Source organism: Paracoccus litorisediminis (assembly GCF_009711205.1).
GTDB lineage: Bacteria > Pseudomonadota > Alphaproteobacteria > Rhodobacterales > Rhodobacteraceae > Paracoccus > Paracoccus litorisediminis.
The window spans coordinates 1-12,920 of sequence record NZ_WMIG01000029.1 but is presented as its reverse complement, the minus strand read 5'-3'; the positions used below and the strand labels follow the sequence as shown (position 1 = coordinate 12,920).

At 59.7% G+C, this 12,920-nt stretch carries 9 protein-coding genes and 4 pseudogenes; 4 read left to right on the top strand and 9 right to left on the bottom strand.

Annotated elements, in window-relative coordinates; translation table 11 throughout:
* Nucleotides 1-203: 203 nt before the first annotated feature.
* From ppk2 to GL300_RS23915, 6 genes and pseudogenes are all read right to left on the bottom strand, one after another.
* Nucleotides 204-1,031 (bottom strand): polyphosphate kinase 2, encoded by an 828-nt coding sequence (gene ppk2 / locus GL300_RS23935; protein WP_155042200.1) that lies wholly within the window; start codon nucleotides 1,029-1,031, stop codon nucleotides 204-206.
* A 20-nt stretch (nucleotides 1,032-1,051) separates the two neighbouring features.
* Entirely contained in the window at nucleotides 1,052-2,749 is a 1,698-nt protein-coding gene (locus GL300_RS23930; protein WP_211595382.1) for a SulP family inorganic anion transporter, read from the bottom strand.
* A gap of 206 nt (nucleotides 2,750-2,955) precedes the next feature.
* The gene (locus GL300_RS23925; RefSeq protein ID WP_155041615.1) at nucleotides 2,956-3,417 is read right to left on the bottom strand and encodes a histidine kinase; all 462 of its coding nucleotides are present in this window, start codon (nucleotides 3,415-3,417) and stop codon (nucleotides 2,956-2,958) included.
* Nucleotides 3,418-3,767: 350 nt separating this feature from the next.
* Nucleotides 3,768-4,354: pseudogene (locus GL300_RS26955) on the bottom strand (transposase); the annotation flags it as partial.
* Between the two features lie 142 nt (nucleotides 4,355-4,496).
* Nucleotides 4,497-4,646: pseudogene (locus GL300_RS27560) on the bottom strand (integrase); the annotation flags it as partial.
* A gap of 43 nt (nucleotides 4,647-4,689) precedes the next feature.
* Complete coding sequence (locus tag GL300_RS23915) at nucleotides 4,690-5,868, bottom strand: MFS transporter (protein WP_155042197.1); 1,179 nt, start codon at nucleotides 5,866-5,868, stop codon at nucleotides 4,690-4,692.
* 120 nt (nucleotides 5,869-5,988) lie between these two features.
* Here GL300_RS23915 and GL300_RS23910 point away from each other — a divergent pair, with 120 nt between their 5' ends.
* Nucleotides 5,989-6,894 carry a LysR family transcriptional regulator gene (locus GL300_RS23910; protein ID WP_155042196.1) on the top strand — a complete coding sequence of 302 codons (906 nt, stop codon included), beginning with the start codon at nucleotides 5,989-5,991 and terminating at the stop codon, nucleotides 6,892-6,894.
* A gap of 893 nt (nucleotides 6,895-7,787) precedes the next feature.
* Here GL300_RS23910 and GL300_RS23905 read toward each other — a convergent pair.
* Nucleotides 7,788-9,068, bottom strand: coding sequence for an NADH:flavin oxidoreductase/NADH oxidase family protein (locus tag GL300_RS23905; protein ID WP_155042195.1), 1,281 nt, complete (start codon nucleotides 9,066-9,068; stop codon nucleotides 7,788-7,790).
* A 73-nt stretch (nucleotides 9,069-9,141) separates the two neighbouring features.
* On the opposite strand from GL300_RS23905, the gene GL300_RS23900 reads away from it, so the two are divergent.
* The gene (locus GL300_RS23900) at nucleotides 9,142-9,519 is read left to right on the top strand and encodes a MerR family transcriptional regulator (RefSeq protein ID WP_155042194.1); all 378 of its coding nucleotides are present in this window, start codon (nucleotides 9,142-9,144) and stop codon (nucleotides 9,517-9,519) included.
* Nucleotides 9,520-9,866: 347 nt separating this feature from the next.
* Complete coding sequence (locus tag GL300_RS23895; protein ID WP_155042193.1) at nucleotides 9,867-10,742, top strand: arginase family protein; 876 nt, start codon at nucleotides 9,867-9,869, stop codon at nucleotides 10,740-10,742.
* Between the two features lie 180 nt (nucleotides 10,743-10,922).
* Here GL300_RS23895 and GL300_RS26945 read toward each other — a convergent pair.
* Nucleotides 10,923-11,039: pseudogene (locus tag GL300_RS26945) on the bottom strand (integrase); the annotation flags it as partial.
* 291 nt (nucleotides 11,040-11,330) lie between these two features.
* Here GL300_RS26945 and GL300_RS23890 point away from each other — a divergent pair.
* Complete coding sequence (locus tag GL300_RS23890; protein WP_155042192.1) at nucleotides 11,331-11,852, top strand: hypothetical protein; 522 nt, start codon at nucleotides 11,331-11,333, stop codon at nucleotides 11,850-11,852.
* A gap of 556 nt (nucleotides 11,853-12,408) precedes the next feature.
* Here the strand turns inward: GL300_RS23890 and GL300_RS23885 are convergent.
* Nucleotides 12,409-12,920, bottom strand: a pseudogene (locus GL300_RS23885) (integrase core domain-containing protein); the annotation flags it as partial.

Genomic DNA, 12,920 nt, shown 5'->3' with positions numbered 1-12,920 from the left:
TTTCCGTGCCCCCCGTTGAAGCGTGACGACGTGATCGTGGTTGCAAGCGGGATCGTGCCAGATTGCCAGCATGTCCGGCGCGCATTCGGCCAAGCGTATGGCCTATGAGGTGGCACACCAGCGTCGTGACACCGAAAAACGCTACCTCATGATTGGAACTGGTGCGCTGATCAGGCACCATGCCTGTTTACGCCTGCATGGCGTCAGGTCACGTTTGGCACGACATTGCGAAACAGGATATCCTTGGCGAAGCCTTTCGGCCGCTCCTGTCGCTTTCCGAATTCGGGCTTCTTGAACTTGACCCTCTCATAGGGGATGGACGCCAGCAGATGTGTGATCGCATTGATCCTTGCGCGTTTCTTGTCGTTTGAGTCGATGACCCACCACGGTGCCTGCTCGGTGTCGGTCATGCGGATCATCTCGGAATAGGCCGCAGTATAATCCCACCAGCGACGGTAGGATTCGACGTCCATCGGGCTGAGTTTCCATTGCCGCACGGGGTCCTCGACGCGCTGGCGGAAGCGTCGCTCCTGCTCTTCCTCCGAGACATCAAGGAAGTATTTCAACAGGATCACCCCTGACCCGACCAACCAGGCTTCCAGCTGAGGCAGACCTTTCAGAAAGTTTTTGACCTTGGCTTCCGGGGTAAAGCCCATCACACGCTCGACGCCAGGGCGATTGTACCAGCTTCGGTCGAAGATCACGATTTCTCCGGCGGCCGGAAGCTGACTGATATAGCGCTGCATGAATATCTGCGACTTCTCGCGATCGCTCGGCGCCGGCAGGGCCACGACGCGGAACACCCGCGGACTGACCCTTTCCGTGATGCGCTTGATCAAGCCACCTTTGCCTGCCGCGTCACGACCTTCGAAGATCACCACGATGCGCGCCCCGCTGTGTTTGACCCAAGCCTGCAGATGGGCAAGTTCGACCTGAAGGCGGGCGATCTCTTTCTCGTAGGTCTTGCGATCTAGCTTGGCCCCCTGATCCGCTTGTACTGTGTCGACCGGGATGTCCTTCTTCTTGCCCATGACCTTCTCCTGTTCGTCGATTACGCGGGCGCTGGTTCATTCCTTGCGTCCGCCGCTTCAGGTGCCGCGGCCCTGAAGGCGCGCAGCGCGTCATCCAAATCGTCAAAGATCATCGCCGGACCAAGCCGGGAGCTGAAGCGGCAGCGCTCAAGCAGCGTCCAAACGCTTGATTGCACCTCGCTTAGGCCCATCCGGATACCAAGTCCCTCAAGATCGCGCTGCAGGTCCTCAAGCATGGCAATAGCGGTGCTGTCGATCTGCGTTATCGCCGAGGCGTCAATGATCAGCCAGCGTGTGTCGGGGGCGTGTTCGGCAATGATCTCGCGAAGCTGGCCATCGACGTGATCTGTATTGAAAAACAACAGATTGCCCTGAATAAAACAAATCAGAAGCCCGGGAACAGGCTGCACATCGGCTGAGCGATGTAGCTTGTAGAACCCCAACCGTCCGGGGATCTGCCCCAGCAATGCCACCCTTGGCTGGATCTCCTTGAGGATGACATAGACGAAGGTTGCGATGATCGCCACGACGACCCCTTGCAACACGCCGAAACTGATCGCGCCGGCCATGGCGATCAAGGCAAAGCCGAATTCGACCCGGCTGATGCGCCATATCTGCCGCAATCCGTCGAGGTCGATCACGCTCAGCGCCGCGGCAATCAGGATTGCCCCCAGCGCCGGGATCGGCAGGATCCGCAGATAGCTGGCAAAGAAGGCGACAGCGATGGCCAGCACAATCGCCGCCGCCAGCCCGGCAAGCTGGGTCTTTCCACCGACCGATAGGTTCACTGCCGTTCGGGAATCCGATGACGTGACCGCAAATCCACCCAGAAGGCCGGACACGATGTTTGCCGCGCCAAAACCACGCAGTTCGGCATTGGGGTCCACGTCCTCGCCGGTTCGGGCGGCAAAGCTGCGCGCCGTTATGATGCCGGCGCCGAAGCTGACGACAAAAATCGCCGCCGCGCCCAGCATCAGATCATCAAAGGGTAGCCCGGAATGAACCGGGAAACCGATAGATGGCAGTCCGGTCGGCAGGTTTCCGACGATCCTGATCCCCTTGGCCTCGAAATTGAAGATCGCGGATAGCAGCCCGGACAGGGCGACGACGATCACCGGACCGGGTATGCCCACCGGTCGCATCCTGACAAATTGCAGGATCGCGAACATGATGAGGGCAAGCAGAAGCGAAGGCCAGTGGATGCTGTGCGCCTTCTGTATCAACTCGGTCAATGGCCCGACCAGCCCGTCGGATTCGATCTTGAGCCCGGTCACGCGGCCGATCTGGCCGATGATGATCGAGATAGCCACGCCGATGAAAAAACCGGCGAGGATGGGCCGTGAAAGCAAGCTCGCGATATTGCCCAGCTTCAATGCGCTGGCCGCAAAGCAGATAAGACCGACGCCAATCGACAGAAGCGATGCTGCGCCGACAAGATCGGCCTGCGGCAATCCCGGCATTTGCTGCAGGACTGTCGCCAGGACCGCCGCCATGACGGCCATGGTCGCGGCATCCGGCCCAACAATCAGCCGACGTGAGGGACCAACCAGCGCATAGCCGATCACCGACCCGATACTGGCATAAATCCCGGTTTCAGGGGGCAACCCGGCAATTGCCGGATAGGCGATGGCGCTGGGAATGCCCACAGCGGCAATGGCCAGCCCGGCTGAAACGTCAGAGGTCAGCCATCCCGGTCGATAGCCTTGCAAGCTTGGCAAAACGCGCAGCCAAGCAGAGGGTTCGACTTTCTTCCGCTCTTCTGGCGATAGTTTCGGTGGGATGCCTACCATTCACTGAGACCTCGTCACTCAATCCTGCTCAGGCAATGAGAGGCAGGCGATTGTCCTGCCCGTCTGGCCGGATGTTCTGGCAGACACTCTGGCGTCCGATACCTCGCTTGCATGCAAGTAATCCCAGGCCGCAATCACACCGCCTTCGGCGCCCAATCCAGGTAGAAGCCGACGTCTCCGGGCATGCCATCGGGAAAGTTGATGATCATCGCTTTCAGCTTGTAGCCCTTGGGCTGCAGATTTGCCTTGAACCGGTCGTAGAAATCCCGCGCCTTGCCTTGCAGCGTCTCGGGCCAGTCGCGTTCGGCATTGTTGATGGCCCGGCCGTTATCGGTGCAGAGCTTCGAGGGGAAACTGTAAACCATCACCTCGAACTGGCCCTTCTCGACCGCATTCATGACAAGACGGCGGATCAATTCGCGTTCACGGTCAGTGACCTCGCCCTTGAGGAATTCCTCGGCGGCACGGGCGCGCTCCTGACGCTCGGTGTCAAGAAGCTTGGCGCGGCGCTCCATTTCCTCCAGCTCTTTTTGCAGATGAAGCAGGCGCAGCTCATCGGCGGTCGGGACGGCAGCTTTGGGGTCGGATTGGGTCATGGCCCTGTTTCTCCTTGCGCTGGATTTGTCAGGAAATGCTGCTAGCCTCCGGACAACCGGCTCCTCGGAAGATGCCACATTTGGCAGTAGTCCGGCTCGTATCGGCAGGTAATTTACAGTAATTAACGCCGCCGGTTTGGGGCAGATTGCCGCATCGCGGCTAAATTTCCGGGAGGCCGCGCTTTCAGAACTGTTGGCCGCACGGGCCGCCTTTGACCCAGCCTCAGTCATAAGAGCGACATGACGCAAGGCACCAACCCAAAGCGTCCCCGATAGCCCGATCACGTTGCCATGGGCGCTGCCCTTGGCAGCGGACTCCATCGTCGTCAGAGCGCCCGTCCGAGGTATTATGATGCCCCCAAGGCCTCGTTACGCGCCACGGCACCGGCGGCCTACCAGCTGCGCATTTTTGCGGGGGGAAATGACATCATGAGCTCGGCGATCGGCACCATCGGCGGTAAAGCTACCAATCACCTCACCCGTCGGGATCTCGCAAAGCAGATCGGGCAAAGAGGAGGGTCAGAAAACAGTCCGGCGGACTGTTCTCCCGCCGAATAGGCCGTCATCGAAATGGATCCGGGTGATCTCAACAGCCAAGACCTTCAATATTTGCTCATCCATCGCGAGGTGGATCTTACGTCAGACCCGCCACTTGGCGATGCCATGCTTGCGGGCGTGCCGCTCGCCCTCCACTTCAGTAACGGGGCTGTCGATCAGCAGTGCAACTGCCCTCTGGAGCCGCGATACAGGATGGTCACCGCAAGCGTCTTCTGGCGACGTGAGAGTGCTGAACAGAGGAGGACAAGCGAGTCTTTCCGTGGAAGGATCGCCCGACGAAGGGCACCTTCCAGTTCAAGCCGATCAGACGCAGGAATCCTTCCTCAAAGCCGGTCGTTTCCCGCAAGGCCATGCCAAACAGCACCTTCATCGTCAGGCACGCCGTCCGAGACCAACGGAAAGTTTGATGACAACACATCGTGCTAGTGCAGCGAATGGCGGTTTTCCGCACGGCTGCCAGCTTATTGGGGATTTCGTTGTTCACAGATCAACTCCCTCTGACAAGGTGAGTGCGTCATCAAGATCGGCGCCACCTTCGTTCGGCGCATCGAATGGGTGCCATAGGCACTGGGTTCCAGGCCTATCGAATTCACCCATTCCCGCAGGATCCGCGCGTACTGTCGTGTCGACAGATGCGGGCTGTGGTGCAGACGACTGGCCCATAAATACTTAAGGGTAACTGCAGAATGACAGTGAATATGAGGTGGCATACCGCTAAGCCACCCTGCTGATTGGACGCGGCACAGCAGCAATGACCAGTGCCGAGGTTAATGCGAGGAGCGCGGCTCCGAATAAGATCGGCGCCAAGGGGCCACCCAGATCAAGCGCGTATCCGCCCAGGCCAGCTCCAGTGGTATTGGCCAACTGGATCACCGCGACCTGCAAGCCTCCTGCGCTTTCAGCGTCATCACCCAACTCGCGCGTCACCCATGTAGACCATGCGACCGGGACGAAGCCAAAACCAAAGCCGTAGATCGCGATTAGTGCGACAACTGCGAAGGGAATGGTGCCGAACGTGGCTAACCCGATCGCACATCCGGCCAGAACCAAGGGTGCAAAAGCCAAAGTAATGCGAAGACTGTGGCGCAGAGCAATGGAAGACAGCGACGTTCCGACGAAGTTCGCTACGCCGAAGATTAGCAGCACGAAAGAGACACCCTCGACGCCGAAGCCAGAGACACGCTCGAAGTACGGCCGCAGATAGGTCAAAACGGAAAACTGTCCGGCAAAGACGGCAAAGATCGCGAGCATTGGCAAGCATACACCAGTCCGACCGAGAAGCGCGACGACTGCCGCGAAGTTACCACTCCCACGGGGAGGCATCTTGGGAAGGGTGATCGCCTGCCAAATCAGGCAGATGACTCCGAATGCCGCCGCCACGATGAACACGCCACGCCAGCCGATCAGGCCGCCGAGAAAGCTACCGAGCGGGGCCGAGGCAACCATCGCAACAGACACCCCGCCAAACACGATCGACAATGCTTTGGGCACGTCCGATGCGGGAACCAGTCGCATGGCGAGAGACACCGCCATCGCCCAGAAGCCGCCCAGTGCCAGGCCGAGCAACACACGTCCGACCAGCATCCATGCATAGTTCGGTGCAACAGCAACAATCAGACTGGATGCGATCAGAAGCACCGAAAATCCCATGACGACGAAGCGTCGATCAATGCCTCTGGTCGCGGTGGTGACGAACAGGCTGGCGAAGATGGCGACGAAGGCCGTGACCGAGACCGACTGACCGGCCATGCCCTCACTAATCGAGAGACCTTGCGCCATAGGGGTGAGCAAGCTTACCGGCAGCAATTCGGCGGTAATGAGCGCGGCCACGCCAACGGCAATGGCAAAAATTGCGGGCCAAGCAGCGGTTTTGGGTGGGCTATTGTTTGGCATTCTACGGTCCTTGCCTTCGGGCCTCCCAACCCGGTGTTACGTTGAGAGCGAGATGTAGGGCTGGACCGTCTGTTGCACTACGTGTTATTAATTTGATGTAGTGTGAAACAGAGTTTCATAATGACACGGCCGAACCTGAACGATCTGAGCACTTTTGTTGCGGTCGCCGATGCGGCTAGCTTCACAGGCGCGGCAGCGAAACTGGGCCTGTCGACGTCGGCGGTTAGCCACACCGTCAGAAAGCTGGAAGCGGAGCTTGGTGTCCGGCTTCTCAACCGGACCACTCGAAGCGTCACCCTGACAGCGGCGGGGGAGCGGCTGATGTCGGGCTTCGCCCCTATGCTCAACCAGCTTGACGAACATTTGGCAGCGCTGGCGGATCTGAGGGAGAAACCCGCCGGCAACCTCCGGATCACCAGCGATGAGTATGCCGTCGAGACAGTTCTGATGCCCGCGCTTGCAGAGGTGGCCCGTGACTACCCTGATATCCACGTTGAGATCGTTGTCGACTACGGCCTCATCGATATCGTAGCCGAGCGTTTCGATGCAGGAATTCGCCTTGGCGGCATTATTGCCAAAGACATGATCGCCATGCCGATCAGTCCTGAGATGCAATCCATAGTAGTCGCGGCCCCCAGCTACATGGCAGGTCGACCCGTTCCTTCCGTTCCAGCGGATCTGATGCAGCACCGTTGCATCAATTTGCGCCTACCGACGCACGGTAATATTTATGCTTGGGAGTTCGAGCGAAACGGCCGTGCCATGGAGGTCAATGTCAATGGCCCGCTGGTTTTCAACAGCCTGACTCCAATCTACTCGGCAGCCCTGCGCGGCCTTGGTTACGCATACATGCCTGCACTTCTTGTCAGCGCAGATCTTGCCGCCGGTCGACTTATCAGGGTTCTCGAAGAGTGGACGCCGCCCTATGAAGGATATCACATTTACTATCCCAGCCGCCGCCAGATGATGCCCGCGTTCCGTGTGCTGCTGGATACACTACGACGAAACCGGATTGCTCACTGTTAGGTTCGTCGAGTGCGCCGCAGGTTGTATAAGAAATTTTTTTAATACAAATCAATGATTTGACATGGACTTGAAGCTAGAAGTCATTCCGTGCGTCTGATAGACTTACTTGGTCAAGCGTCGTTGCAGCAGGCTGATCCGGGTCGGGCTACCCCTTTCCCACGAGGGTTCAGGCCAGAGGTCTATAAGAGCAATGCAGATTTCGGCGGTCTGGCGGTCTGGCGGTCGGAATCTCGGGAGGAGATCCGCTTCCACAGGATTTGAGGCACCGCATCCAATCGCCGGGAAAACAGTCCCGCGGACTGTTTTCTGGCCGTATATGTCCGGCGTGCCCGCACTGACGGTGAAAGTCCGCGGTTGATAATGTTTATGATCCAAAATGGACATCGGCGGGCATGAGGGGCCAGCGGCGGCGGCTCTGATCTCATGAGGAGTAGCGCTCGATCTGCATGCAGACACGTGCTGGACCTGTACCGGTTTCGTGCCTGTCAGGTGCTCATGTTATGCAGACCTTCTGCTCGAAGGTCGCTGGATCACACCACCGGCAGCGTGAGGGCAACGACGTGGAACAGCTTCCTGCCGATGTCGATGCCGAAAGCGGCCGTCTCAGGAATTGATCTGGTTCGCATCCTTTCTTTCCATTTGATGGGGCTTCCCTGACGCCAGGGTAGAGTGCAGGGCGGATTATCCTAATTGATGCCGCAGCCAGCTCAACACCGCGAGCGGGCCGAGAAAGCCGTGGCGACAAGAAGGGTGAGCATTGCGCTCGACCATTGTTCGCGGACCAATGGCGGACATGATCTCGCCCTGTCGGGCGTTCGACGTCAACGAAACTTGCTTCATCACAATGCGCGACATCGCTCACGGCATGCAGGATACGCCCATGGGCGCTTCCTTCACTCTTCGCCGCGCCGGCGCAGCCAGCTGCGATAGCCACGATTGCGCCGCCGGGTGCGCAACAGATCGCTCAGCAGGATGCCCGGCGCCCAGGCCGCAGCATTCGGAACCTTGCCCTGGCCCATCCGCCGCAACTGCAGCTTGGTCATCGCCATCGTCGCAAGGCCCGCCAGCGCACGCCGCCTCCAATGCACTGCGGGAACTGTCACTGCCATTTCGGCAGTAAGCCAGCGTTTCGGCAAGTCGGGCGCATAGGCCAATGCCTGGGCGATGCCGACCATCGCCACGCCAGCCCGCCCATCCTCGGGCGAAAGGGCGTCCTCGGCGGTGCCGCGGCGGCGGATACCGCCGGTGACCATGACAGGCATCTTGGCCACCGCCACAATATCGCGCGCGAAATCGAGGAAATAGGCCTCTCGCGCGCGGGTGCTGGCGCGCTTCGTCTCCTCTTGTGGGCGCCCGTGCATGGCCGGGCTTTCATAGCTGCCACCGGAAACCTCAACCAGATCGACGGCTTCGGCATTCAACATCTGGACCACGGACATCGCATCCGCCGGCTCGAACCCGCCCTTCTGGAAATCGGCGGAGTTGAGTTTGACGCCGACGCCGAAACCGGGGCTGACGCGCACTCGGACGGCGCGGACGATTTCGATCAAGAGGCGTGCGCGGTTTTCGAGGCTACCGCCCCAAGGGTCATCGCGCCGGTTGGTCAGAGGCGACAGGAACTGGCTTAGCAGGTAGCCATGCGCGGCATGGATCTCGACGCCGTCGAACCCCGCTTGTTCTGCCAGTGAGGCGGTCTCGGTAAACTGACCTATGACGCGGGCAATATCCGTCTCGGTCATGGCGCGAGGTTGCGCGAAAAGTTGCGAATATCCCTCGATCTCGACCTGCACGGCCGAGGGGGCGATCGCTTGCGGATTGGTGGCGACATAGACCTGACGACCGGGATGGTTGATCTGCATCCACATCCGCGCGCCCTGCGCCTTGCCTGCCACCGCCCATTCCCGGAACGGCTGCAGCGATTGGTGTCGATCCAGAACCACCCCGCCCGGTCCGGTGACCGCATCTGCCGCCACCATCACGTTTCCGGTAATCAGCATCCCGGCCCCGCCTGCGCCCCAATGCCGGTAAAGCCCCCGCAGCGCTGCACCCGGCAGATGCTGGCGATCCGCCATGTTTTCCTCCATCGCGGCCTTGGCGATGCGGTTCGGGACGATCTGTCCGTTGGGCAGCAGGAGTGGCTGGAAAAGGGTCGATTCGAGTTGTTTGTCGAACATGTCTGCGATCCTTGCTATCGGTTCGCAGCCTATATAAGGTTTGAACCTATGTTTAAGGTCAAGGGTCCTTCGCATGAAAATAGGAGACATCGCGAAAGCTGCCGACGTGACCACCTCGCGCATCCGGTTTTACGAGCGAAAGGGGATCATTCCGCCCGCGGATCGCGGCAAGAACGGCTATCGTGACTATCCCGAGGATCTGGTCGCCCTATTGCGCTTCATCGAACAGGCGCAAGGCCTTGGCTTCACCCTGCGCGAGATCGCCGATGTGGAAATCGGCACCGGGGAACACATCGTGTCCTGCACCGACGCCTTGGCATTGCTGGCAAAGAAGCACGCGGCCGTCGTCAGCATGATCGCCGAAGCCAACGACAGGAAGCATCGAATTGAGTCGCTGATGGCCGAACTTGAGGCGAGCAGGCGAAAAGCTAAAGTTGTGGCGACCGACTAAGTCGGAACGCCTCCGGGCGGCTAGTTCCAAAGCAGTCTTTCGTTCTCTTTGCAGCGAGTGGCAACATCCGTCCTCCGGGGCTTGGTCCCGTGAACTCGAGATTAGATTTCCTGCGCTGGCGAAGGGTAGAAATGTCCGCATCGCGTGGCGGCAACCGGCAGTTCGAATGCCGACTTGTCCCAGAAGTTCGTCGGGCGCTGCCCCGGCGGCCTTAACGACGAGCGGCAGCTTCGTCCCACATCTACAGGCGAAGCCGTGTGCTCTTGGTTGCGCTTTCCGATGGCAGGGCAGCCAGAATGATGGTCGTGTATAGTCGCCACCAGCAATCAAAGGAGCAAGTAAGCAGCATGACGCAGACATCTGGCACGCTTCGACTGGTGGTGCCGCAATGGCAGGGCGGCGAAAACCACGCCTATCCGCTCGGGGCGCGGTTGCTTGCATGGCTTGCGCCGCAGAACGGGGACAGGACAGTCGAGATCGCTGTGCCCGACCCCTCTGCCATGCCACTGCCACTAGAGGGCGGGATTGCCGGACGCGCTGCTCTGATGGAGCAGATGAAACAGATCCGCAGCGTTCTTGAAGATCATGCGCCGGAGCGGGTCGTTATCTTTGGCGGCGATTGCCTCGTGAACCAAGCGCCCTTTGCTTGGTTGAACGAACGTCACAACGGGAAGTTGGGAGTCCTCTGGCTCGACGCGCATCCCGACGTAGCGTCCCCCCGCGACCGCTCGCGCGCGCATACCATGGTGCTGGGCAACCTGCTGGGGCGCGGTGATTCCGAAATGGCGAGCGAAGTCGCGATGCCGCTCGACCGTGAGCGGGTGATGATGGTTGGCCTGTCGCGGCTTTTGCCCTACGAAGCCGAGGAGATCGAGGCTTTGGGACTGCTGGCGCTCGGCACGGATCAAGTTGCGTCATCTTCCGATCAGATCCTGGACTGGATCCGGACTGAAAGCATCGCTCATCTTGCAGTCCATCTGGATCTCGACGTGCTGGATCCGCAGGTCTTCCGGTCACACGGCTTTGCGGTGCCGGGGCAAGTGCTGGAGGGCGTGATGGCGGAGCGCGTTGGGTCGATGACATTCGAGCAGGTCCTGCGTATCATCCGCGACGTCTCTGCGGCTTGCGACGTCGTGGGGCTCGGCATTACCGAACATATGCCGTGGGACGCAATCAACCTGCGCAACACATTAGCTGGCATACCGATCCTCTCTGGACCGTGAAGGAAATCGGGCGGTGCAGGACAGACTTCACGGACGACCGGTTAGCCGGCGCGAGGTTTCACTCGCGCAGTATATACGTCTGCTGGCTCCCGATCCCGTCAGGTTGTTTGCTATCAAAGGCCCGCAACGAAGGGCAGCTTAGTCGACGATTTCCTCGCCGCAAGGCGATCGTCCTGACGGTCATAGGTCAATGGCCTCGGAGATAGACAGCGCATCATCCACGTCAACACCGAGATAGCGGACCGTGCTGTCCATTTTCTAGGGACCGAGCAACAACTGCGCAGTCCGAAGGTTAGGGCACCTTAGGCAGACTCGCGTCGGCGCGAAATGCTGCGCCGTATGCCTAATGCCCGCTTTCGGGAAGGCCGCCGCGCAGCATCAACGGCGCTCGACCGGAGACCGCGCAAATCGTCCTTATGTGATAGAGCATCCCAACTCGACGGCCGCTCGATATTGGTCCCGGCGGCTCGAAAGATTGTTCGGGGGCGTTCCTGTCGTTTGCTCGGACGTGGAGCTGCGACACTCAGTGTTGCGTCGTTCTAAGATTCCCCCCAACCTACACTTGGCGTAATTACTGAGGTCCGGTTGGTGGCGATGAAGAAAAGAGACCTCAGAAACTCCAGCCGTGGTGCCATCGCGGCGGGCGCGGCAGCGGCGGGGGTCGTGTCTTTCGGCACGATTTTGCTTGGCGCGGCCGCGCTTGGTGCCGTCGCCGTGGGAGCGCTCGCGGTCGGGCGGCTCTCTGTGCGCCACACAAAGCTGCGACGGGTCGAAATTGATAATCTTACTGTCGGTCGCCTCAATATCGGCGGTGACAGGCGAAGTGTCAGCGTCCGGGTGCGGGCGCAGCCGGGCAAGGGCGAAGCGCTGCAACGCTTGATCGCTGGGGAGGTCGGTGCAATCGCGTCGAACGCTACCCTTCTGGCGCATCGCTCCGAGGTAGACCCCGAGCTTTTTATGCTCCAGGCCTCGTGGTCCGTCGCAGACCGCGACACTCCCTACGAGCGCCCGTTAGTTCTCGATGCGTTAATTCGCGAAGCCGCTGCGAACGGGCTCATCGCCACGTCGTCTGCGGAACCGGTCGCCCTCGAAGTCTTTCGGTCGATCTGACCTGGCCCGGTTGGCGCTTGATCGACCCCCTGCTTGACGACGCCAATGGTCCACTCATCGCTGCGTTTTACTCCTTGTAGCATGAGCGAGCTTCCACTCAGTCAGTACAGGAAAGTGGCGCAGAGCGACGTTGTTTTTGAGCCCATAGCGGCCATTCCGCAGCGGGCGATATCGCTGCAGTGCAGCATTTCCGAAGCAGACCTTCAAGCCTTGGGCTTCGGGGCGAAGAGGTCGTCAAACCAAGTATGGCTCCAGTCGCAGCTTGGCTAGCGCGTTGGCATGTTGATATCCGACGAATGGTACTTAAGCGCGAACCAGCATTGTTGTTCCGTCAAGGTTTGCTCAGTGCCCTATTGTTGGACATCAGGGCGGAGGTTTTGCGTGCATACGTTCCTCAATACGCAGGCAAGGGATGGTGTCGCGCCGGCATCGGGCACGGAGAGTTGAAGCGCGTAGCGTATCCCCAACTTAGCCAACTCGTTCGAGAATTGTGGGATGATGCTGCCCTGCCTACCAATTTTGGACCATCTAAAGCCGGAGTTTCCAGCCTTGGCCATGGCGGCGGGCTGGTGACGCCGCCGGGAAAGTGCAGCGCGCTCGGGACGTTGTATCCGATGGCGCTGTGGGGTCGGTCGTCATTGTAGTGTCTGCGCCAATCCTCCAGCTTTTTCGGCCGCGTCCGCAAGGCTCATGAACCAGTGTGCGTTCAGGCATTCTGACCTGAGCTTGCTGTTGAAGGCCTCGATGAAGCCGTTGTCCGTGGGCTTTCCTGGCCGCGAGAAGTCGAGCGTGACGTGCTTGGAATAGGCCCACAGATCGAGGTCGCGCGAGATGAATTCGCTGCCATTGTCGACCCTGATCGTCTTCGGATAGCCGATCTTTCGGCAGATCCGTTCCAACGTCCTAACGACGTCCTCACCGCGATACTGGAAGCGCACATCCGTCGCGGGGCAATAGCGGGAATGCGTATCGACAATAGTCAGGATCCGCAGCTTCTTGCCCAGAGCCAACTGGTCATGGACAAAATCCATTGCCCAGACATCGTTCGGCCCAACGGCATCAGCGCGA